The organism is Achromobacter sp. Root170, from assembly GCF_001428165.1.
GTDB lineage: Bacteria > Pseudomonadota > Gammaproteobacteria > Burkholderiales > Burkholderiaceae_B > Achromobacter > Achromobacter mucicolens.
On sequence record NZ_LMHN01000017.1, the window covers coordinates 321,412 to 342,538 of the forward strand.

Here is a 21,127-nt window from a genome sequence, read left to right on the forward strand (position 1 = left end):
GCATGAAAAAGATAGTGATCACCAGCGCCACCGTCGTGGGCAAGTCGCAGCCGCTCAGCGCCGACGACCTGGCCCGCGCGTGCGGCGCGGAAGTGGAATGGGTGGCACAACTGGTCGAGGTCGGCATCGTCAACGCCAGCGGCAGCGGCCCCTCGGAATGGCGCTTCTACAGCGTGGACCTGCAGCGTGCCCTGCACGCGCGCCGGCTGGAGCACGACTTTGGCGCGGGCCTGGACGCCGTGGCCCTCATTCTGGACCTGAGCCAGGAGGTGCGCCGGCTGAAGTCGCAACTGCGGGCATTGGGGGCGATGCCCTGAGCGCGCGGGCCACGCGGGCCACGCGATAGCGCGCGTGCGGCGCTAGGTAAAATGGGCGCCCGCCGCACTACGTAGAAGCAATGAGCGCCTTGGAGACTCCCCCCGACGCCGCGCGCGCCCCGTCCGGCAGCGCGCGCATCGATGGACTGAAATCGTGTCTGCCGGTCATGATCGGCTACTTTCCGGTGGCCGTGACCTTCGGCATCGCCGGCGTCGCGGCCGGCCTGACGCCGCTGCAGGTCGTCCTGATTTCCGTGCTGGTCTACGCCGGCGCCAGCCAGTTCCTGTTGCTGGCCTCCATCAAGGCGGGAACGCCCTGGCTCTGGGTGGTGGCGCTGTGCTCGCTGCTGAACGCGCGGCACCTGCTCTACGGCCCGCTGCTGTCGCGCTTCCTGCCCGCTGCGCTGCGCGATCGCCTGAAGGTCGCCTTCCTGCTGACCGACGAAGTCTTTGCCACCGCCTTCAACCGCCTGCAGGCCGTCGAGCCCGGCCGCCGCCAGGGGTGGATGATTGCGCTGGGCCTGGGCGCATGGCTGACCTGGATCGCCGGCACGGCCGTGGGCGTGTACGCCGGCGATGGCCTGGAGAAACACTATCCGATGCTGTCGCAGGTCATGCGTTTTGCGCTGCCGGCGCTGTTCATGGCGCTGGTGTGCCAGAGCGCGCGGCGCGGCATGGGATGGCCCATCCTGGCCGCCGTGGGCGGGGCCGGGCTGATTGCCGCGCTGGGATACACCAGCCTTGCCATCCTGGCCGGCGCGGTCATCGGCTGCGCAGCCTATCGCATGAAGAGGGCCGCATGAACACCCATGGCTTGGAATTCTGGGGCGCCGTCATCGCGATGGCGGTCATCACGTACCTGACGCGCGCGCTGCCCTTCATGCTGTCCGAGCGCAGCCGGCTGCTGCGGCGGCTGTCCCGCGAGGGCTCGGCGCTGTCCGCGCTGGGGCCGTCGCTGCTCGCGGGCATCGCGGCCGCCGTCATCGTGCCCGATCTGCTGGGCGCGGCAAACGAGGCGGCCCGCATGGCGCCGTACGTGGGCGGGCTGGTCGTCACCGGCGTTGCCGCGCGCCTGGTCAGCAATACGGGCGTCGCGGTGCTGCTTGGCATGGGCGGGTACGGGGTATTGCTGGCCTTGGCGGCCTAGCAAGCGCGCGAGGCGTCAGGCGCCGCCCTGGATGCGCGTTTGCAGATGATCGCGCCATGCGTCGGGGCGGCCCAGATAGCGGCTTGGTTCGAGCAGCGTGAAAACGCCATCGCGCTCCAGCGCCAGCGTCGGAAAACCCGTGCCGCCCACCTGCGCCAGCAATCGGCGGCTGGCGGCAATATGCGCGGCCGTCTCGTCGCCCTCGGCCTTGCCGTAGGCGGCGTCGAAGGCGCCGGCGTCCAGGCCGATATCGGCAGCCAACTCGCGCAGCACGGCGGGGTCGGCGATGCGCAGGCCTTGAACGTAATGCGCGCGTTGGATGCGGCGCAGCAGGTCCAGGCCGCAGCCCGCCAACGTCTGCGCGGCCAGGATGGCGGTGGTGGGCGGTTCCGAATCGAATACGGCGCCGGTGTCGCGTAGCAGACCGTCGAAGTAGTCCTTGCCGAACGGCTGGCCCGTCAGGCCGGCGATGCGTTCGTCGTGCGGCATGACATAACGGCGCAGGGCGTCGGTGACCGGCTGGCGGTTGCTGCCCGTCATCATGCCGCCGCCATGGGGCTCGATGTGAAGGCCCGCAATGCCGCGGGCGGCCTCCACCAGCGGCGCGGCGCCATAGCACCAGCCGCAAAGCGGATCGAAGATGTAATGCAGGGTGGGGGAGGCGGTAGTCATGGCGCCATCGTAGACGGCGCGGGGCGCGGGCGCATAGGCCTGCGCAGTACCCAGAGTGTTGCAGCGGCCGTGCAGATTGCCTGCACGGCCGGATTTCATCAGCCGGTGAACTGCACGCCGATCCAGAAAAGGCCGGCGGCCAGCAGCATCGAGGCGGGCAGGGTCAGCACCCACGCCAGCAGAATGTTGCGCACGGTGTTGCCCTGCAGTCCGGACTTGTTGGCGATCATGGTGCCCGCCACGCCGGAGGACAGCACGTGGGTCGTCGACACCGGCAGGCTGAAGACGTTGGCCAGCCCGATGGCGCCCACGGCGGTCAGCTGCGCCGACATGCCTTGCGCGTACGTCATGCCCTGCTTGCCGATCTTTTCTCCCACGGTCAGCACGACGCGGCGCCAGCCGACCATGGTGCCCGCGCCGAGCGCCAGCGCCACGGCCACGATTACCCACAAGGGCGCGTATTCGGTGGTGGCGGTCAGGTCCGCGCGCAGCCGTTGCAGGTCGGCCGCCTCGCGGGCGGGCAGCCCTTCCAGGCGGGCCACCTTCTTGGCGGTGTCGTCCAGGCACAGCAGGTAACGGCGCACGTCGATGCGCTTCTGCGCGGACAGGTCGGCGTAGTTGGACACGCCGTGCAGGTCTTTTTGCAGCGCCATGATGGTCGGCACCGTCAGCGTGGGATCGCAGCGGAAATTGGCCGGCAGTTGTTCCTGCATGTCGACGCGGCGCAGCGACAGGTAGTCGCCCAGCAGGGCCTCGTTGCGCTGGTAGAACACCAGCAGGTGATTGGCCGCGTCGCGCGTGCGTTCGATCTGGTAGGTGGTGCTGTGGGTGTCCAGCACGAAATTGGCGGGCACGATGCCGATCAGCACCAGCATGATGAGGCCGATGCCCTTCTGCCCGTCGTTCGAGCCGTGCACGAAGCTCACACCCATCGCCGACAGGACCAGCACCAGGCGGTTCCAGAATGGCGGGTGCTTCTTGTTGTCGATGGCGCGGCGCTGTTCGGGCGTCTTGTGCATCTTGGACAGCGGCAGCCAGCGCTTGAGCGCCAGCAGCAGCAAGCCGGCCACGGCAAAGCCGGCGATGGGCGAGGCCACCAGCGACATGCCGATGTCGATGGCTTTGCCCCAGTTCACCCCTTCGCCCAGCGGCAGGTCGGTGATGAGCGCATTGGCCAGGCCCACGCCCAGGATCGAGCCGATCAGCGTGTGCGAACTGGAGGCGGGAATGCCGAAGTACCAGGTGCCCAGGTTCCAGGCGATGGCCGCCGCCAGCATGGCGAACACCATCGCAAGTCCGCGGCCGGTATCGACATTGATCAGCAGCTCGACGGGCAGCAGATGGACGATGGCGTAGGCGACGCCCACGCCGCCCAGCAACACGCCCAGAAAGTTGAAGATGCCGGACAGGACCACCGCCAGGTGGGGCGGCATGGCCTTGGTGTAGATGACGGTTGCCACGGCGTTCGCCGTGTCATGAAAGCCGTTGATGAATTCGAAGGCCAGGACGAATGTCAGGGCCAGCACAAGACTGAGGCCAACCCAAAGGTCTAGGCCGTGGAAGAGGTCGAACATGGGGGAGGGGGCGAGGTTCCGGCGAGAATGCCCCGATTATTGCAGATTTATGACCTGTCCCTGAATGAAGCGGCCCCCAAATCTTAGAACTTCGAATATTGGAATTCGATCTCCATGGGTTTGCCCAGATTGGCGGAGGTATCCGCCTGGATGACCATCACGGCCAGGATGCCGAGATACAGCAGGCAGAGCCACAGTGTTCGTTTCATGGGCGGAATACCTCGGCGATCTTCTGATTGACGCGCAGCCAGCCCAGCTCGCCCAGATGCTGCACGTCGCGCAGCGTGCCCACCTCGAAGGGCGCGTCATACATATCCATGCAGGTCATCGCGTAAGTCTGGCACAGGCCCGCGACCTGACGCTGGATCGGGTCGAACCGGTCCAGGTCCTTGAAGACCATGGGGTGCAGGGGCTGCATGACGAACAGCGCATTGACCTCGTGCTGGCGCAGCAGCGCCATCAGGGCGGCCAGTTCGCGCAGTTCGTCGCGCCCGGTCAGGGGTTGCGGCTGGTAGGCGGTCTTGCCGCCGGCGGGGATGGTGCGCAAATACTTGTTGAAAAATTCGTCGCGCACGGCATAGCGGTTGTCCGTCATCAGCGCCTGTTCGGCGGCCTGGGCTTCAGCGGCCAGCGCGTCCCAATCCACGACGCGAGCCGCCATCGCCGGGCCCTCGCGCTCCGGTTCGGGGGCGGGCGCGGCATACGCCGGCGCCCACAGGCCCGCCAGGCGTTGGCGGAACACGTACGCCTGTTCGGCCGCCATCGACCAGTACACGCCCGCGTCCGCCTTGGCGTCCAGCCAGCGCATGACCTCGGTCCGGCCATCTGGCTGGCGCAGCAGGCGCGGCAACAGCGGGTTGGCGTGCTCCTTGAATTCGTCCGGTCCCAGTCCGCCGTCGCCATCAAACCAGCCGGGCGACAACATAACCACCACGCGCGAGGCCGGCGACAGGTCGTCGGCCAGCGCCGCCAGCACGAACTGCATGCCCAGCGACTGAAAGCCCGAATGGCCGTACGCCAGGACGGGCATCTGCAGTTCATCGGCCAGGAAGCGGTAGGGCACGAAGCGCAGGTCGTTGCTGGTGAGCTCCGACGAGCCCAGGATCACCAGCCGGTCGCCCGTGCGCAGCGCCTGGCTGAGCCGCGACAGGTTGCGCGTCTGCTCGTCCAGCGTATTGCCCAGGTTGGGAATATAGAGGCCCGGCGCGGCGGCGGGCACCGGTTCGGTCTTCAAGGCCAGCGTGTGCAGGGCCGCCCAGCCGGCCACGGCCGCGGCGGACAGGGCCAGCGCCGCGGCAAGCGCGTGCTGCCGGAGAGTGCGTGTGAACATGGAAAACCTGAAAATGCGCCGCGCCGCGATATTGGGCCGGGATTGTTAGCGGATGTTATCCAGCGCCCATGACGCGAACAAGCGCGGGAAACCCTGGGCGGCGGGCGGTTTCCCCTTTTTGCGACACTTGGCGCCGCCGACCCCGCCGCATGCCGCCTTACAGAATGCGATAGCATCGATGTCGCGCGGCCGTCCGGCAAGCCACGGCGGCCGCGCTGCCTGCCGCCGCCGCGGCGCTTCATTGCCGGATTCCCCGCTACGCCATGACCCACATTGCCCGCATCGCCCGCAGCCACCCCGACGAACTCATCGTGGGCCTGGTGTCCGTTTCCGACCGCGCCTCCACCGGCGCCTATCAGGACCAAGGACTGCCCGCGCTGCGCGAGTGGCTGGGCGGGGCGCTGGCCTCGCCGTGGCAGGCGGTCGACCGGCTGATTCCCGACGAGCCGGCCCGCATCTCCGAGACCCTGATCGAGCTGGTCGACGGCTGCGGCTGCGATCTCGTCCTGACGACCGGCGGCACCGGCCCGGCGCGGCGCGACGTCACGCCCGAGGCCACGCTGGCCGTCGGCACCAAGGAAATGCCCGGTTTTGGCGAACAGATGCGCCAGATCAGCCTGCGCTTCGTGCCCACGGCCATCCTGTCACGTCAGGTGGCCGTCATCCGCGAAACGGACGGCCATGCCGCCCTGATCGTGAACCTTCCCGGCCAGCCCAAGTCCATCCGCGAGACGCTGGAAGGCTTGAAGGGCGAGGACGGCGCCGTGCTGGTGCCCGGCATCTTCGCCGCCATCCCGTACTGCATCGACCTCATCGGCGGTCCCTACGCCGAGACGCGTCCTGAGGTCATCGCGGCCTTCCGCCCCAAGTCCGCCCGCCGCCCGCCGCAGGCGTGAAGCCTTGGCCGGGCGTTGCCGGGCCAAGGCGCCAAAAGACCGTGCGGTATAGTTGGCCGCCCCGATCAATCCCTACCGACCGAGAGTTTCCATCGTCATGAAGGCTCGTATCATCCTGTCCCTTACCGTCCTGGCTGCCCTGACCGCCTGCGCCAACGTCAAAGACGTCCGCGACCGCGAGCCCGTCTTTTACGGCTCGACCGCGCGCACCGCCCAGGACTACACGCAATGCGTGGCGGACGCCTGGAAGGGGCTGGGCGTCAATTTCGAACAGAAGCCGGTGCGCAATGGTTACGAGCTCATCCTGCACGGCAGCCTGGGCGTCGAGGCCGTCATGACGACGACCCACTGGCAGGGCAAGACCGAGACCCGCCTGTCCACGCGCATCGCCCGCCGCGACCAGACCATCATCGAACCGGCCAACCTGTGCCTGTAAGCCCCATGTTCGAACGCCGCGACGTCCTGCGCGCCGGGCTGGCCGCGGCCAGCCTGTGCCTGGCCTGGCCCGCGCGGGCGCAGCAGGGCAGCTACATCGGCCGCAAGCTCGACGCCCGCGTGCCGGGCGGGGTGGCCGTCCTGACGCTGGGCGACGCGGCCAGCGCGCCCGAGGTCACATACCAGGACCGGCGCGTGCTGGTGGTGCGGGAACAGGGCAAGCAGTGGATCGCCGTGGTCGGCATCCCGCTCAGCGTGAAGCCGGGCCAGGAGCACGTCCAGGTCAAGGACGCCGCCGGCACGCGCCAGGTGGCCTTCTCGGTGGGCGCCAAGGATTACGTCGCCCAGCACATCACGCTCAAGAACCGGCGCCAGGTGGATCCGAACCCGGACGATCTCAAGCGCATCGAACGCGAGCTGGCCGAGCAGATCGAGGCTTACCGCGGCTTTCGTGCCGGCGTCACGCCCAGCAACCTGATCCTGGACCGGCCCGTCAACGGCGGACGCCTGTCCAGCCCGTTCGGCCTGCGCCGCTTCTTCAACGGCCAGGAACGCAATCCCCATTCAGGCCTGGACTTCGCCGTGCCGGCCGGGACGCCCATCAAGGCGCCGGCTGCCGGGGTGGTGGTGCTGGTGGGAGATTACTTCTTCAATGGCAAGACGGTGTTCCTGGACCATGGCCAGGGATTGATCAGCATGTTCTGCCACATGTCGGCCGTCGACGTGAAAGTCGGCGACGAGGTGCCGCGCGGCGGCGTGGTGGGCAAGGTGGGTGCGACCGGGCGGGCGACGGGCCCGCACCTGCACTGGAACGTCAGCCTGAACGATGCGCGCATCGATCCGGCGATCTTCATTGGGGCGTTCAAGCCCTGACGAACGGCGGGGATCGGGGGCGGGCCGGGTTCAGGCCTGCTCTGCCGCCAGCGCGATGCGCTTGAGCACGTATTGGTGCATGCGCTCGGCGTATTCCATCTGCTGCTGCACGCTGCGTTGGCCGGCTTCCTGGTCGTCCAGGCAGTTGTCGTATTTGGTCTTGGCTTCGGCGTAGGTCAGGCCAGTGTTGCGCAGGCTGTTGATGAAGGCCTCGCGCGACTGGCGCAGCAGGCGCAGGCCTTCCTCGCCCTTCGCGAATCTTCTTCGCGCCAGGGCAAGCTGGTCTGCGGCGGCTTGCAATTCTTCTTTCAGGTCCATCGTGCTTCGTGCGTATCCGGCCTGGCGTTGCGCCAGGCGAGGGAGCGCCATTCTTTCATGAACAGGCGTTCCACGCATTACGGCAGAACGCGAATCGGGCTTTAGGATTCGCGAAAAGTAGGTGCCGGGCGCCGGCATGAAGCCGGCCCGGGCGGCCGGCTTAGCGGCGGTACTGCTGAGGACGATGCGGGGCGGGAGCGCGTTCGTCCTTGTGGCGGAAGTTGATCCGGCCCTTGGTCAGGTCGTACGGGGACATTTCGAGGGTGACGCGATCGCCCGCGAGGATGCGGATGCGGTGCTTGCGGATACGGCCGGATGCGTAGGCGCCGACTTCGATGCCGTTGTCCAGTTTGACGCGGTAGCGGCTATCGGGCAGCACTTCGTCAACGATGCCATCCAATTCGATGAGTTCTTCTTTAGCCATGCTCTACTCCTTGATCAAAACGCGCAGCCATGCCGGCGGCATGAGGCGCCGCGCAAGGCGGCAAGCGCGTCGGACTCGGATAAACCGGTCCAGCGGTTTGAACGCAAAAAAACGTTCGGGCAAGCGTGGGTATGGGCCACGGCATCCGAAGGGATGTCTGAAATGGCGGATACTCGCGCCCTGAGGTAAGTGCGCGCGGTGCGCGCCGGGGTCGCGGCGTGGGTGCTGCGGGCACCTGGCCGGAAGAAGCGGGGTTGCAGCGGTTGCGGCAACGCCTGGCGCCACGAGGACTGCAGCGGCGTGCTGGGCAGTGACGGGGGGCGCCCAATAAAAAACCGGATCTCGTTCGCGTCGCTGACGTTCATTCAGTAGCGCCCTTTGGTGGGCGCTACAGGTTGGCACGCAGGATGACCGAAGTCCGGTTTTTGCGGAAAAATCACGGTCTTATGTTACTGCAAAGCGGGCGGTTTAGCCAGCTTTTATGCCAGATCGGCCCGTGATAGTTGCGCTTGAACGACTCTAGCGCCGGGGGATGCGGCGCTGGTACTCGGCCTCCCAGGCGGCATTGGCCGACCAGAACGGGCCCGGATCGCGCCCGGCCAGCCGGGCGGCGAGCACGTTCAGATGCGTGTGCCAGCCGCCCGCCACGTCGACCATGTCGTCCCGGGTGGCAAGCTTGCGGTGGGTGAGGACCAGCAGGGCGGAATCTGCTTTGGGGGACAGTTCGAACATCACCTCGGATGGCGCGCCCGCCGATCCGCCCCAGGTGTAACTCAGGAGGTGCGGCGGTTCGCACCGGGTGATGAGGCCTTGCGTGGTGAGGCCTTCTTCGTAGGGCTTGTAGGCCTCGGGCGTCGGTTCGCGCACGGAGGACAGGTCGGCATGCAGGAACCGCAGCGTGACGCCGCCCCCTTCCATCAGGTCCATGTCGCCTGAAGCCAGCCACTGGCCGCGCTTGTCGGATTCGGTCAGCCAGGCCCACACCTCGTCCACGCTGGCCGGCAGCGTGCGCGTGAAACGCAGGGTGGTGGGGTCCAGTACGACGCCAAAGTCGCTCATATCAGTCTCCTGTGAAGTCCGGAGCCGGACGTGGGTTCATCTTCCGTGTGAAAAGGTCAGTGGCGGCACCTGCGGATCGTGCTCGGGCGCTTCGTCCATGGCACCGGGATGCTGGGGCAGCGCATCCGTGATGTCGTACCACGGCGCCTTGCTCGCGACATGGTAATGCGCCTCGGGCTTGACGCCCGGATCGTCGTCCAGCGGGCCCAGCGGCAGGCCGTAGACGTCGGGCGTCTGGTCAAAGCGGCTGAGCAGGGGCGTGCCGCAGGCCTCGCAGAAGCCCCGGTAGTTGCCGGGCGACGAGGCGTACCAGGTCACGTGGTCTTCCCCCTGGGTCCAGGCAAAATCCTTGGACTGGACCGTTGCGCGGCTGCGGAAGGCCGCGCCATGCGTCTTGCGGCACATCACGCAATGGCAGTTCAGGGCGTCGGTGAGCGGACCGTTGATCTCGTAGGCGACACGGCCGCAGAGGCAGGAACCTTTGATCATGATGAGCGCCAGGCAGGTTGGGGAATAACCCCAATATACCCGCGGCGCCGGGCGTCGGCTCCCGCTTTTGAGCCGGATGTCTTTCAGATCGTTGCTGCGTCGGGGTTTCCGCCGGATGCCGGGCAACGCGCGGCATCCGGGCCGGGCAGCGGTCAGGCGGCGGGCTGTGCCGCCTGCAGCGCATGGAACGCGGGCAGGGCCAAGAGGGCCGCCAGCCGTGCCGCGTCAATGTCCGCCTGCGTCACCGCGGCGCGCGGCATCAGGAAGTTCACGGTGCCCAGGCACGCGCCGCCATAGACGACCGGCACGTTGATGACGGATTTCAAGCCCAGTTCGCGGATGGCGTCGTGGTCGTTGAAGAACTCGCGGATGGCGTCCTCTCCCTGGCCGACGAACACCTGCTGCTCGAGCAGGACGTGCCGGCCCCAGGCCGTGCCGGTCTTGTCCTTGCTCCCGCCCGGCGGGTAGGCCTGCGGGTTCGAGCTATACAGCCGCACCACGCGCATGGCGCTGGCGTCGTAACGATTCACGGTGCACAGCGTGTGCGCGAGGGCGAGCCCGGCGTAGGCATCGATGGCCTGAAAGGCCGCCTGCGCACTGCCCTGCGCGTACGCCTGGCCGATGGCTTGCACGCCCGTGGCGGCCGGGCTGAGGGCGTGGTCCGTCATTCCGCGGTGATGCCCAGTTCTTTGATCAACTTGCCGTACTTGTCGGCATCGCGCGCCAGGATCTGGCCGAACTGCTCGGGCGTGGTGTCGGTCAGCAGCACGCCCATGTCGCCCATCTTCTTGATGACATCGGGCCGCTTCAGAATCACGTTGATCTCGCGGTTCAGCCGGGCCGTCAGTTCGGGCGGCATGCCGGCCGGGCCAAACGCGCCGTACCAGACCGCCAATTCATAGCCGGGCAGCGTTTCGGCTACGGTGGGCACATCGGGCAGCAGCGGCGAGCGCTGTTCTTCCGTGACGGCCAGCAGCTTGAGCTTGCCCGACTGCACGTGCGGCAGCGTCTGCGTGCCAGCGCTGAACAGCACCTGCGTGCGCCCGGCCACGGTGTCCAGCACCGCAGGCGCGCCGCCGCGGTAGGGGATGTGCATCATCTTCACGCCGGCGGCCTTCTCGAACAGGACGGCGCTCAGGTGGTTGGTCGAGCCCTGTCCCGCCGAGGCATAGGCCACGTTGTCGGGATTGGCCTTCGCGTAGGCGATGAATTCCTTCAGGTTCGAGGCCGGCACCGACGGATGCACCACCATCGTGTTGGTCACGAGGGCTAACTCGGCGATCGGCGTGAAATCCTTCACGCCGTCGAACGGCATGTTGGAATAGAGCGCTTGGTTCATCGTGTGGGTGCTCATCGAGCCCACCAGCAGCGTGTAGCCGTCCGGCTTGGCGCGCGCCACGAACGCCGTGCCGATGTTGCCGGACGCGCCCGAACGGTTTTCCACGATCACGGGCTGGCCCAGCGATTGCGTCAGGCCTTCGGACAACACGCGCGCCAGGATATCCGTGGAGCCGCCGGCCGCCCACGGCACGACCAGCGTGATGGGCTTTTCGGGCCACGCGGCCTGCGAAAGCGCGGGCGCGGCCATCGCCAGTCCCAGCGCGAACGTGCGCAGCAGTCGTTTGAGTTGCAGTGTCATGGTGTTTACCCCTTGCGTAGTGTCCGGCTTCTGAGAGCCGGTCGAAAGAAAAAGTGATTTAGCGGCCGACGGCGTATCCCTGCATGCCACGGGGATTGGCGGCGGCGCGCAGCAGCAGGCGTCCGCCCGCAGCGGGTTCGCGCGTGCATGCGCTGATGCGGCCTTCGGACCAGTCCGGCCCTACCTTGACGTCGTGACCGGCCGCGCGCAGCGCATCCAGCGTGGCCGCGGGCATGCGCGACTCCACCGTCAACCGGTTCAGCGTCAGCGCGCGCGGCCAGAACGAACCTGGAAAGTGATCGATATGCCAGGACGGCGCCTCGATCGCCGCCTGCAGGTTCATGCCCATGGCGTGCCGCAGGAAGAACGCGACGGTCCATTGGTCCTGCTGGTCGCCGCCCGGCGTGCCGAACGCCATGTAAGGCTGGCCGTCGCGCAGCGCAAGGCCGGGCGACAGCGTGGTGCAGGGGCGCTTGCCCGGCTGCAACTGGCCCGGCACGCCATCGTCCAGCCAGGTCATCTGCAGGCGCGTCGTGAGCGAAAAGCCCAGCGCGGGCACCACGGGACTTGACGACAGCCAGCCGCCCGACGGCGTGGCGGCCACCATGTTGCCGTCGCGGTCGATGACGTCGATCTGGCAGGTGTCGCCCACGAACAGTTCGCGCGAGGCCCATTCGTCGACGGGCGGCAACGCCGCGAAGGTCGGTTCGCCCACGCCGTAGCGCGTGTCGGAGGCGGCCAGCGTGCGGATGGCGGCGTCCAGGTCGGGCAGGCGCGGCGGCAGGCCCCCCGGACTGCCGGGTTGCAGGGTGGGGCAGGCGCGGTCGCCGATGGTGGCGGCGCGCGCCCGCGCGTAGTCGTCGCTCAGCAGCGCCGCCAGCGGCACCTGCGCGTGATCGGGATCGCCATACCAGGCGGTGCGGTCGGCAAACGCCAGCTTGGCGGCTTCAGCCACGCGGTGCACGAACTGCGGGGACAGCGGGTCCAGCTTGTCCACGTCAAGGTGGCGCAGCAGCGCCAGCTGTTGCAGATGCACCGGGCCTTGCGACCAGACGCCGCATTTGGCGACCGTGTAGCGGCCATATTGCGTGGTCAGCGGTTCGTCGTAGGTTGCGCGCCAATCGGCCAGGTCGGCCTTGCGCAGCAGCCCGGGGTTGCGCTGGCCGGTGGTATCCAGCGCGGCCTCGTTGGTGTAGAAGCTGTCAATCGCATCGGCGACGAATCCCCGGTACCACACGTCCAGCGCCGCATCGATGCGGCCGCGCCGGTCGGTGCTGGCGGCATGGGCTTCGTCCAGGATGCGGGTGTAGGTGGCCGCGATGGCCGGCGTGCGGAACAGCGCGTCGGGGGAGGGCACGCGGCCGCCGGGCAGCCAGACCTCGCCCGAGCTTTTCCATTCGTCGCGAAACAGCGCCTGCACGGCCAGGATCGCCTGCGAGATCCGCGGGACGAGCGGAAAGCCGTCGCGCGCATAGTCGATGGCTGGCCGCAGCACGTCCGCCAGCTCCCACGTGCCGTAATCGCGCAGCAGCGTCAGCCAGGCGCCGAACGCGCCCGGCACCGTGGCGGGCAGCAGGCCGATTCCGGGCACGAGGTCCACGCCCAGCTCGCGGAAATAGGCGGGAGTCGCCAGAGCGGGCGCCGGGCCTTGGCCGCACAGCGCGCGCATGCGCTTTTCGCGTTCGCTCCAGATCAGGATGGGGACTTCACCGCCCGGTCCGTTCAGGTGCGGCTCGACGATCTGCAGCACGAATCCGCCGGCCACGGCCGCGTCGTACGCGTTGCCCCCGCGCTCCATCACGCTCATGGCCACCTGCGAGGCCAGCCAGTGCGTGGACGAGACCACGCCGTACGTGCCGCGTATTTCAGGTCGGGTGGTGAAGGACGGATTCATCGCGGGATACCGGGAGGGCAGGAAATGATGCGTGCAGTATAGGACCCAGAAATAACTGGTTTTATCTTTATGGGCATAATTGCATAACCAAATGGTTATCTGGAAAACGCCATGAGCCGCGATGCCGTCCGACTTGCCAACCGCCTGAAGCACCGGCACCTGATGCTGCTGGTCAATATCGACCGCCATAAATCGCTGACGCGGGTCGCCGCGCAGACGGGCATCAGCCAGCCCGCGGTCACCAAGTCCCTGGCCGAGCTGGAGGACATCTTCGGCGCGCCCCTGTTCCTGCGCACGGGCAGCGGTCTGCAGCCCACCCAGCTAGGCAATCTGGCGCTGGTGCGGGCGCGTCACATGCTCAGCGATCTGGACCTGTGGGAGCGCGAAGTCGAGGCCTTGCAGGCCGGGCGCTCCGCGCACCTGCACGTGGGCGTGGTCCCGTACGTGTCCAGCGCCTTGCTTACCGCCGCCATCAGCCAATTGCACCAGCGCCACGGCGTGACGCTGAGCCTGCACCGCGCCACGACCGATCATCTGGTGCCGATGCTGCGCCAGCACGAGCTGGACTGCATCATCAGCCGCGCCACGTCCACGGTGATGCACGAAGACCTGATTCATCGCGTGCTGTACCGCCAACGGCCCCGCCTGGTCGCGCACGGGCGGCTGGCCCAGCGGCTGGCCCGGCGCAAGCCCGACTGGGCCGCGGTGGCGGCGCTGGACTGGGTGCTGCCGGCGGCCAATACGCCCACGCGGCAACTGATCGTCGAACACTTCATCCGTGCCGGACTGCAGCCGCCGTCGCCCGTGCTGGAGGCCTATTCGACGGATGTGATCGAGGGCATCCTGTCGCAGAACGAATCGTCGATTTCGGTGGTGCCCGAAGACATCGCGCGCGAACTTTGCCAGCGGGGCAGGCTGGGCATGGTGCCGTGGGACTTTGGCTGGGAGCTGCCGCCGATCAACCTGATCCGGAGGAAGCGCGAACAGGCGTTGACGGCCGAGTCGCAGTTTTCCGACATCCTGCTGGACCTCTGCGCAAACGCGGCAGCACCCGTGCCTGCGCAGGCCTGACCTGCACGGGCGGCGCAAGCCTGTCTGGCAAGACATGCACATGTCCTAGGCGCAAAAACGTCGCTTCCCGCCACAGACGAAGTAGCCGGCATCTGGTTAAATGGCTGAAAGGCCACACGGCCCCGGGCAAGCCGCTGCCTTTTCCGGCTTGCCCTTCCAATTCACGGAGCCCCAGATGGCACGATTCAATTTCACCCAGGACCTCGAAGAACCCGATCTGTGGGCGGCGGAAAACGTCCCCGCCGGCGAGGGCCGGCCCCCCATCCACGTCATGATCCAGACCGACGGTGAAGAGCCCGATGCGGGCGCATCCAAGGTGGTCAAGGGCATCCTGGACAACCTGGACGACCAGATTCTGGCCGCGGCCGACTTCCTGCTCGATAACTATTCGTACGAGCACTGCAAAAAGCTGGGCATCGAAGACGACCAGCTCCTGGCCGAAGAAACGGCCGAAGCCATGGCGGAAAAAGCCGTGCTGCGCGCGCTGTGGCTGTTCGACGAAGACGGCGACGGCTACGAGCTCTGGTTCACGCTGCCCTGGGACCCGGTGCACACCTACGACGTCGAGTTCGAGGACGGCGCGCCCGTGTCCTGCTCGGTAAACGACTGACGCCACCCGGCCAGCCGGGGCAAGGTCAGCGCGGCAGTTCGTACCGCGTCGCCAGGCTTTGCCCCAGCGACTCGTCGTACTTGTAGCGCACCTTCAACGGCTTGCCCCGCAAGATGGTGCGCGCTGGCACGTTCTCCAGCGCCACCTCCACCTCCTTGTCCACGAACTCGCCGCAGTCCGTGTCGGCCCTTTCGCCGTCGGGAATGTCGGCGGCTTTGACTTTCAGTTTGAACAGCACCTGCGTCAGCGCCGTGCCGTCGGTCCGGAACTGCCGGTAGGTGGTGGGAAAGGTGGAGACCGTGCCCGTCAGGTCGCAGGAAATGCGGGTCCAGGCATGCGCAGGGGGAATGCAGGCGAACAGGCCGGCGGCAAGCGCCGCCGCCGCGCGGGGCGAAAACAGAAGATTCATGGTGTGCAGGGCCGGGCGCGGCGCCCATGCGCGCCTCGCCGGTGCGTGACGAAAAGGGCTTTTATGTTGCGCCCGGCACTCGCGCCGGTCAAGCGGGCGCGCACCATTGAAAACGGGCCGTTATGGCCCGCATTTTCATGCGTTCTGGCTGGCGGTCCGCGCCGGTTGCGGGGTCGCGTCCACGGTTCCGGAAACCGTCTCGCCGGCAATCTCGGCGTCCGTATCCGCGGGCAGATCCTCTTCATTGCCTTCGAGCTTGGCGATCACGGCCGTGGCCAGGCTGTTGCCGACCACGTTCGTGGCGGTGCGGCCCATGTCGAAGAACTGGTCGATGCCCATGATGAGCAGCAGGCCGGCTTCGGGCAGGTGGAACATCGGCAGCGTCGCGGCCACCACCACCAGCGAGGCGCGCGCCACGCCGGCCATGCCCTTGCTCGTCACCATCAGCACCAGCAGCAGGGTGAGCTGCTGCGTGAAACTCATCTCGATGTTGTAGGCCTGGGCGATGAACAGCACCGCGAACGACTGGTACATCATCGAGCCGTCAAGGTTGAACGAGTAACCCAGCGGCAGCACGAATCCGGAAATGCGCTTGGACACGCCGAACCGCGCCAGCGCCTCGATCGTCTTGGGGTAGGCCGATTCGCTGCTCGCGGTCGAGAACGCCAGCAGGGTCGGTTCCTTGATGAGGCCGCCCAGACGGCGCGTGGACTTGCCCAGGAACAGGTAACCGACGCCGAACAGAATCGCCCACAAAAGGGCCAGGCCCAGATAGAACTCACCGATCAGCTTGCCGTAGCTGATCAGCACGCCCAGGCCCTCTGTCGTGATGGCGGCCGCCATCGCGGCGAACACGCCCAGCGGCGCAAAACGCATCACGTAGTCTGTGACGCGGAACATGATCTTGGCCAGCTCGTCGATCATGTTGTAGATCGTGTTGTGGCCCTTGCCGCGGATGAACGACAGCGCGGCGCCGAAGAACAGCGAGAACACCAGGATCTGCAGGATCTCGTTGTTGGCCATCGCTTCGGCGATGCTCTTGGGAAAGACGTGCGCAATGAACGCCTTGAGCGTGAAGTCGCCCGTCTTCAGGCCCGATGTCAGCCCCGCGTCGGGAATCGCCAGGTTCATGTGCGCGCCGGGCTGGAAGATGTTGACCAGCGCCAGGCCCAGCAGCAGCGAGATCGCCGAGGCGGCGATGAACCAGATCATGGCGCGCATGCCGATGCGGCCCACCGCGCTGGCGTCGCTCATGCTGGCCAGGCCGGTTACCAGGGTGGCGAACACGAGCGGCGCGATGATCATCTTGATCATGCGCAGGAAGATGTCGGTGACAAGGCTGAAATACGAGGCGATGTGCGCCGCCTCCTGCTGGTTCTGCGCGAACTTGTTGCAGAAGTAGCCCACCACGATGCCCAGCACCATGGCGATGCCGATATAACGCGTCAGCTTCTTAGTGTTCATGTTGAATACGGGAAAACGGGAGCCGCCGCTTGGCCCGAGGGGCCAGGTCCGCCGGCATGAAGGCGGGGGCGGGCGGTCCAGTGACGGACATGCCAGGGGTCCAGGTACTGCTCGGGTTAACCCTTGGGGCGCGATGTTAACGCCGCAAACCTGACAGCCAGTTGTCAGTTTAGGGACGGATCAGCCATGCCAGAATGCCCCTTCCGGTCTTATCAAGTCAGGCCGGGCGCCACCTGGGAACCGGCCCCGAGCGGGGCGACATGGGAGACAAAGCAATGCCGAATCGCGAATTGTCCGTACTGGCTTCCGGCTACACCTATCTGGAGGGGCTGCGCTGGCACGAAAACCGCCTGTGGGCCTCGGACTTCTATACCGGGCAGGTCATCACGGTGACGCTGCAGGGCGCAGTGGATCGTGTCTGCCTGGTGCCCCAGCAGCCCTCCGGCCTGGGCTGGCTGCCCGACGGCCGCCTGCTGATCGCCTCCATGAAAGACCGCAAGCTGCTGCGCCGCGAGGCGGACGGCACGCTATCGGTTCACGCTGACCTCTCCGCGTTGACCGGCGGCCCCATCAACGACATGGTGGTGGACGCGCAGGGCAGGGCGTATGTGGGCAACTTCGGGTTCGACATCATGGCGGGCGAACCGGTCCGCACGACCACGCTGGTGCGCGTGGACCCGGACGGCGTGGCGCAGGTGGTGGCGGACGGGCTGTGCTTTCCCAACGGGTCGTTCATTACGCCCGACGGCAAGACGCTGATCGTCAACGAGACCTTCGCGAACCGCATTTCTGAATTCGACATCGAGCCCAATGGCGTGCTGGGCCCGCGCCGCGACTGGGCCAACTTCGGCGAGCTGCCGGCGAGCGACGACCTGACCACGCTGATCGCCGCGTCAAAGATCGCTCCGGACGGCGGCGCACTGGATGAAGAAGGCGCGCTGTGGGTGGGCGATGCCATCGGCAAGCGCATCGTGCGGGTCGAACGGGGCGGCAGGATCCTGGAACAGATCGACACGGGCGAGTTCGGCATCTTCGCGGCCGCGCTGGGCGGCGCCGACGGCAGGACGCTCTTCATGGCGGCGGCGCCGGATTTCGTCGAAGCCAATCGCCGGGCCAAACCCCAGGCCCGCATCCTGATGACCCAGGTGGACGTGCCGCACGCGGGCAGGCCGTAGGCCACAGCCCTAGGTCACAAGCGGGGCGGCAAAGGCCTGGCGTGCCGGACTTCTGGTCCGCATGGACGAGATCGCAAGGCGGGATATCAGCCGTCCCGCCCCTTGCGGTATCACCTGAATGGATAGGATACCGGCCGTTGCAAGACCTTTCTTCGATTCCCCCGTAAAATCACGCCATTCAGCAAGGCTTCAACCATCTCTCAATAGACAGTACCTAAGGAGGACCACTCATGGCCCTAGTCTCCATGCGCCAGTTGCTCGACCACGCCGCCGAGCACGGCTACGGCATTCCGGCTTTCAACGTCAACAACCTGGAACAGGTCCAGGCCATCATGGAAGCCGCGGCGGAGACCGACAGCCCGGTGATCATGCAGGCCTCGGCCGGCGCGCGCAAATATGCGGGCGAAGGCTTCCTCAAGTACCTGATCCAGGCCGCCGTTGAGTCCTACCCGCACATTCCCGTGGTCATGCACCAGGATCACGGCCAGTCGCCCAAGATCTGCCAGGGCGCGATCGACCTGGGCTTCTCCAGCGTCATGATGGACGGCTCGCTGAAGGAAGACGGCAAGACCATCGCCGACTACGACTACAACGTCGAAGTCACCAAGAAGGTTGTCGACATCGCGCATAAGCTGGGCGTGACCGTCGAAGGCGAACTGGGCTGCCTGGGCTCGCTCGAAACCATGGAAGGCGACAAGGAAGACGGCCACGGCGCCGACGGCAAGCTGACCATGGATCAGCTGCTGACCGACCCCGAACAAGCCGCCGACTTCGTGCGCCGCACGCAACTGGACGCCCTGGCGATTGCCATCGGCACCAGCCACGGCGCCTACAAGTTCACGCGCAAGCCCACCGGCGACATCCTGTCGATCTCCCGCATCAAGGAAATCCACGCCCGCCTGCCCAATACCCACCTGGTGATGCACGGCAGCTCCAGCGTGCCTCAGGAACTGCTGGCCGAGATCCGTGAATTCGGCGGCAACATGAAGGAAACCTACGGCGTGCCCGTCGAGGAAATCCAGGAAGCCATCAAGTACGGCGTGCGCAAGATCAATATCGACACCGATATCCGTCTGGCCATGACCGGCGCGATCCGCCGCTTCTTCGCCGAGAACCCCGAAAAGTTCGACCCGCGCGAATACCTCAAGCCCGCGCGCGCCGCCGCCAAGGCAATCTGTGTCGCTCGCTACACGGAATTCGGCACCGCCGGCAACGCCAGCAAGATCAAGCCGCTGCCGCTGACCGAGATCGCCGCGCAATACGCGTCGGGCAAGCTGTCGCAAGTGGTGCAGTAAGGTCCCCGCCGGCGCCGCCTTCCCTGTGAAGGCGGCTCAGGCAAAAAAGGGCTGGTCCGCGAGGGCCAGCCCTTTTGTTTTGTGGACGTGATGCGCGCTGCCTACGCCGGCGAATTGCGCCCAAAGCTCGGCACCGTCCGGTCCACGTGGTGCCACGAGGGCGCCGAGTCCGTCCACAGGCTCACCTTGGAATGAAACGCCTCGGGATCGTCCAGCGACCCCGCGCGCACCACCTCATAGCCCATGCCTTCCGAGCTGCCGAACAGCGGCGTCCCACAGGACGGGCAGAAGCTGCGCATGACGGTGTGGCCGGAGTCGCCCTGGTAGCGGTGTTCCTTGGGCTGGCCGCGCAGCAGCGTGACGGCGCCGGCGGGAAAGATCAGGGCGTGGGCTGGGGCGCCGCCGCTGGAGTACTGGCAGTCCCGGCAATGGCAGGTCGCCGCGGTGATGGGCTCGTCCGTGAGGGCGTAGCGGATGGCGCCGCACTGGCAGCCGCCTGTCATGTGCACCTGCGCGTCGGCGTGGGGCATGCGCTTGGGGGAAGCATCCTGCATACGACTCTGTCTCCGGACGGGTTGCGCCGTGACGCCCGGGGGCGGCCGGCGCGAATTATGGATGGGGATCAAAGCCTAACCCGGGGTCTGGCCTGCGGCAAGGTGAACTTATTTGCAGTAATCTATGCGCTTTGCAGGAGCCGCCGCGCGGCGCCGCCCCTGCCTGGTATCCGATTTCGTTCCACTTCCCGCCCTGGCGCCCGCCCGTGGCGGGAATGTTCATTTTTGCCATAGGCCATTCCCGTGACTTCTGCTTTGCATGAATCCAGCATCAAGTCCCTGCCGCTGCTGGGACGCGGCAAGGTGCGCGATATGTACGCCGTCGGCGACGACAAGTTGCTGATCGTCGCGTCGGATCGCATTTCCGCCTTCGATGTGATCCTTGACGACCCCATTCCCGGCAAGGGACAGGTGCTGACCGAACTGACCGAATTCTGGTTGCAGAAGCTGGCGCACATCCTGCCCAACCACTCCACCGGCGTGAAGCCCGAGGACGTGGTGGCGCCCGATGAGGTCGACCAGGTGCGTGGCCGGGCCGTGGTGGTCAAGCGTCTGAAGCCGATCCTGGTCGAAGCGGTGGCCCGTGGTTACCTGATCGGTTCCGGCTGGAAGGACTACCAGGCGACCGGCGCCGTGTGCGGCATCAAGCTGCCGGCGGGCTTGCAACAAGCGAGCAAGCTGCCCGAGCCCATCTTCACGCCCGCAGCCAAGGCCGAATTCGGCATGCACGACGAGAACGTGGACTTCGCGCACGTGGTCAAGGAAGTCGGCCAGGAAATGGCCGAGCGCATCCGCGACGTCACGCTCAAGCTGTACGCCGAGGCCGCCGCCTTTGCCGCGACCAAGGGCATCATCATCGCCGACACCAAGTTCGAATTCGGCCTGGACGACGATGGCACGCTGCACTTGATGGACGAAGTGCTGACGCCCGATTCGTCGCGCTTCTGGCCCGCCGACGGCTACCGCGTGGGCATCAGCCCGCCGTCCTTCGACAAGCAGTTCGTGCGCGACTGGCTTGAAACGCAAACGTGGGACAAGACCCCGCCCGCGCCGCGCCTGCCGCAGGACGTGCTGGAAAAGACCGCCGCGAAGTACCGCGAAGCGCTTGACCGCCTGATCGCCTGATCGGCCTGCTTTCCAAAAAACCGCTCCTTGCCGAGCGGTTTTTTTTTGCCCGCAGCGGTGCAACCGGCGCCTTGATACCCATGCCCGGCACCCGGGCAAACCCGCAGCCTTCGCATGAAATTATTTCGGATTGTTACGCTATACTCGTGCGCTGCTTGGTTCGGGAATTCCGATAAAAGGAGCGCCGCATGGTGATGATGCTGCCCTTTGTGACGGGGACGCTGGCAGTATGGTTTGGTCTCGTGGGCCGGCGCCGCCCCTGCGTGACGTTCTGGCTGCTGACCCTGGTCATCTTTGCTGCCTGGTGCAATTACCACATGACCAGTCCGCTGGCGTTGTCCCTGTGAAGCGCCGGCA

The 21,127-nt window shown here is 66.6% G+C and carries 26 protein-coding genes; 12 read left to right on the forward strand and 14 right to left on the reverse strand.

Translation table 11 applies throughout. The features are described 5' to 3' along the window. The first annotated feature begins 2 nt into the window (after window positions 1–2). The 3 genes from ASD87_RS22250 (at window position 3) to ASD87_RS22260 (ending at window position 1,464) form a co-directional block, all read left to right on the forward strand. A complete protein-coding gene (locus ASD87_RS22250) occupies window positions 3–317 on the forward strand; it encodes a chaperone modulator CbpM (RefSeq protein WP_056326673.1) in 315 nt (104 codons plus the stop codon). 80 nt (window positions 318–397) lie between these two features. Continuing rightward, window positions 398–1,120 carry an AzlC family ABC transporter permease gene (locus ASD87_RS22255; protein ID WP_056326674.1) on the forward strand — a complete coding sequence of 241 codons (723 nt, stop codon included), beginning with the start codon at window positions 398–400 and terminating at the stop codon, window positions 1,118–1,120. After that, entirely contained in the window at window positions 1,117–1,464 is a 348-nt protein-coding gene (locus tag ASD87_RS22260) for an AzlD domain-containing protein (protein ID WP_056326675.1), read from the forward strand. The genes ASD87_RS22255 and ASD87_RS22260 overlap by 4 nt, the downstream gene beginning before the upstream one ends. A gap of 15 nt (window positions 1,465–1,479) precedes the next feature. Here ASD87_RS22260 and ASD87_RS22265 read toward each other — a convergent pair whose 3' ends face one another. The 4 genes from ASD87_RS22265 to ASD87_RS22275 form a co-directional block, all read right to left on the reverse strand. Then, complete coding sequence (locus ASD87_RS22265; RefSeq protein ID WP_056327015.1) at window positions 1,480–2,136, reverse strand: DsbA family protein; 657 nt, start codon at window positions 2,134–2,136, stop codon at window positions 1,480–1,482. Window positions 2,137–2,234: 98 nt separating this feature from the next. Continuing rightward, window positions 2,235–3,710 (reverse strand): inorganic phosphate transporter, encoded by a 1,476-nt coding sequence (locus ASD87_RS22270; RefSeq protein WP_056326677.1) that lies wholly within the window; start codon window positions 3,708–3,710, stop codon window positions 2,235–2,237. Window positions 3,711–3,793: 83 nt separating this feature from the next. Then, a complete protein-coding gene (locus ASD87_RS27530; protein ID WP_255357224.1) occupies window positions 3,794–3,919 on the reverse strand; it encodes a hypothetical protein in 126 nt (41 codons plus the stop codon). Further along, window positions 3,916–5,040, reverse strand: coding sequence for a D-alanyl-lipoteichoic acid biosynthesis protein DltD (locus tag ASD87_RS22275; protein ID WP_056326679.1), 1,125 nt, complete (start codon window positions 5,038–5,040; stop codon window positions 3,916–3,918). The genes ASD87_RS27530 and ASD87_RS22275 overlap by 4 nt, the downstream gene beginning before the upstream one ends. Before the next feature lie 263 nt (window positions 5,041–5,303). On the opposite strand from ASD87_RS22275, the gene mog reads away from it, so the two are divergent. The 3 genes from mog (at window position 5,304) to ASD87_RS22290 (ending at window position 7,244) form a co-directional block, all read left to right on the forward strand. Next, complete coding sequence (mog, locus tag ASD87_RS22280) at window positions 5,304–5,936, forward strand: molybdopterin adenylyltransferase (RefSeq protein ID WP_056326684.1); 633 nt, start codon at window positions 5,304–5,306, stop codon at window positions 5,934–5,936. A gap of 97 nt (window positions 5,937–6,033) precedes the next feature. Further along, entirely contained in the window at window positions 6,034–6,372 is a 339-nt protein-coding gene (locus tag ASD87_RS22285) for a hypothetical protein (RefSeq protein WP_056326686.1), read from the forward strand. A 5-nt stretch (window positions 6,373–6,377) separates the two neighbouring features. Further along, window positions 6,378–7,244, forward strand: coding sequence for a peptidoglycan DD-metalloendopeptidase family protein (locus ASD87_RS22290; protein WP_056326689.1), 867 nt, complete (start codon window positions 6,378–6,380; stop codon window positions 7,242–7,244). Window positions 7,245–7,274: 30 nt separating this feature from the next. On the opposite strand, the gene ASD87_RS22295 is transcribed toward ASD87_RS22290, so the two are convergent. The 7 genes from ASD87_RS22295 to ASD87_RS22325 all read right to left on the reverse strand — a co-directional run bounded on the left by ASD87_RS22295 (window position 7,275) and on the right by ASD87_RS22325 (window position 13,067). Further along, on the reverse strand, window positions 7,275–7,562 hold the full coding sequence (locus ASD87_RS22295) for a hypothetical protein (protein WP_056326690.1): 288 nt from the start codon (window positions 7,560–7,562) through the stop codon (window positions 7,275–7,277). 160 nt (window positions 7,563–7,722) lie between these two features. Beyond that, on the reverse strand, window positions 7,723–7,986 hold the full coding sequence (gene infA / locus ASD87_RS22300) for a translation initiation factor IF-1 (protein ID WP_006221179.1): 264 nt from the start codon (window positions 7,984–7,986) through the stop codon (window positions 7,723–7,725). Between the two features lie 519 nt (window positions 7,987–8,505). Further along, window positions 8,506–9,045, reverse strand: a complete 540-nt coding sequence (locus ASD87_RS22305) for an SRPBCC family protein (protein ID WP_056326692.1) — start codon at window positions 9,043–9,045, stop codon at window positions 8,506–8,508. 36 nt (window positions 9,046–9,081) lie between these two features. Continuing rightward, window positions 9,082–9,534 (reverse strand): GFA family protein, encoded by a 453-nt coding sequence (locus tag ASD87_RS22310; RefSeq protein ID WP_056326694.1) that lies wholly within the window; start codon window positions 9,532–9,534, stop codon window positions 9,082–9,084. 152 nt (window positions 9,535–9,686) lie between these two features. After that, window positions 9,687–10,202 (reverse strand): GAF domain-containing protein, encoded by a 516-nt coding sequence (locus tag ASD87_RS22315; protein ID WP_056326696.1) that lies wholly within the window; start codon window positions 10,200–10,202, stop codon window positions 9,687–9,689. Beyond that, window positions 10,199–11,173: a tripartite tricarboxylate transporter substrate binding protein gene (locus ASD87_RS22320; protein ID WP_056326697.1), complete on the reverse strand. Its 975-nt coding sequence runs from the start codon at window positions 11,171–11,173 to the stop codon at window positions 10,199–10,201. Before ASD87_RS22320 ends, ASD87_RS22315 begins: the two co-directional genes overlap by 4 nt. 58 nt (window positions 11,174–11,231) lie before the next feature. Then, complete coding sequence (locus tag ASD87_RS22325) at window positions 11,232–13,067, reverse strand: gamma-glutamyltransferase family protein (protein ID WP_056326699.1); 1,836 nt, start codon at window positions 13,065–13,067, stop codon at window positions 11,232–11,234. Between the two features lie 111 nt (window positions 13,068–13,178). Here ASD87_RS22325 and ASD87_RS22330 point away from each other — a divergent pair, with 111 nt between their 5' ends. Together ASD87_RS22330 and ASD87_RS22335 are read left to right on the forward strand one after the other, a co-directional pair. Then, a complete protein-coding gene (locus ASD87_RS22330) occupies window positions 13,179–14,138 on the forward strand; it encodes a LysR family transcriptional regulator (protein WP_056326702.1) in 960 nt (319 codons plus the stop codon). Window positions 14,139–14,313: 175 nt separating this feature from the next. Continuing rightward, complete coding sequence (locus tag ASD87_RS22335; RefSeq protein ID WP_056326704.1) at window positions 14,314–14,748, forward strand: hypothetical protein; 435 nt, start codon at window positions 14,314–14,316, stop codon at window positions 14,746–14,748. A 25-nt stretch (window positions 14,749–14,773) separates the two neighbouring features. Here ASD87_RS22335 and ASD87_RS22340 read toward each other — a convergent pair whose 3' ends face one another. Both ASD87_RS22340 and ASD87_RS22345 read right to left on the reverse strand, forming a co-directional pair. Next, entirely contained in the window at window positions 14,774–15,157 is a 384-nt protein-coding gene (locus ASD87_RS22340) for a hypothetical protein (protein WP_056326706.1), read from the reverse strand. A 135-nt stretch (window positions 15,158–15,292) separates the two neighbouring features. After that, complete coding sequence (locus ASD87_RS22345) at window positions 15,293–16,621, reverse strand: dicarboxylate/amino acid:cation symporter (protein ID WP_056326709.1); 1,329 nt, start codon at window positions 16,619–16,621, stop codon at window positions 15,293–15,295. Window positions 16,622–16,896: 275 nt separating this feature from the next. Here ASD87_RS22345 and ASD87_RS22350 point away from each other — a divergent pair, with 275 nt between their 5' ends. Together ASD87_RS22350 and fba are read left to right on the forward strand one after the other, a co-directional pair. Continuing rightward, complete coding sequence (locus ASD87_RS22350; protein ID WP_056326711.1) at window positions 16,897–17,796, forward strand: SMP-30/gluconolactonase/LRE family protein; 900 nt, start codon at window positions 16,897–16,899, stop codon at window positions 17,794–17,796. 230 nt (window positions 17,797–18,026) lie between these two features. Beyond that, a complete protein-coding gene (fba, locus tag ASD87_RS22355; RefSeq protein WP_056326713.1) occupies window positions 18,027–19,091 on the forward strand; it encodes a class II fructose-bisphosphate aldolase in 1,065 nt (354 codons plus the stop codon). A 101-nt stretch (window positions 19,092–19,192) separates the two neighbouring features. On the opposite strand, the gene ASD87_RS22360 is transcribed toward fba, so the two are convergent. Continuing rightward, on the reverse strand, window positions 19,193–19,645 hold the full coding sequence (locus ASD87_RS22360; protein WP_056326715.1) for a GFA family protein: 453 nt from the start codon (window positions 19,643–19,645) through the stop codon (window positions 19,193–19,195). Window positions 19,646–19,888: 243 nt separating this feature from the next. Here ASD87_RS22360 and ASD87_RS22365 point away from each other — a divergent pair, with 243 nt between their 5' ends. Both ASD87_RS22365 and ASD87_RS27140 read left to right on the forward strand, forming a co-directional pair. Then, window positions 19,889–20,770, forward strand: coding sequence for a phosphoribosylaminoimidazolesuccinocarboxamide synthase (locus tag ASD87_RS22365; protein WP_056326717.1), 882 nt, complete (start codon window positions 19,889–19,891; stop codon window positions 20,768–20,770). 188 nt (window positions 20,771–20,958) lie between these two features. Continuing rightward, window positions 20,959–21,117: a DUF5993 family protein gene (locus tag ASD87_RS27140; RefSeq protein ID WP_167427990.1), complete on the forward strand. Its 159-nt coding sequence runs from the start codon at window positions 20,959–20,961 to the stop codon at window positions 21,115–21,117. The last annotated feature ends 10 nt before the right edge of the window (window positions 21,118–21,127 follow it).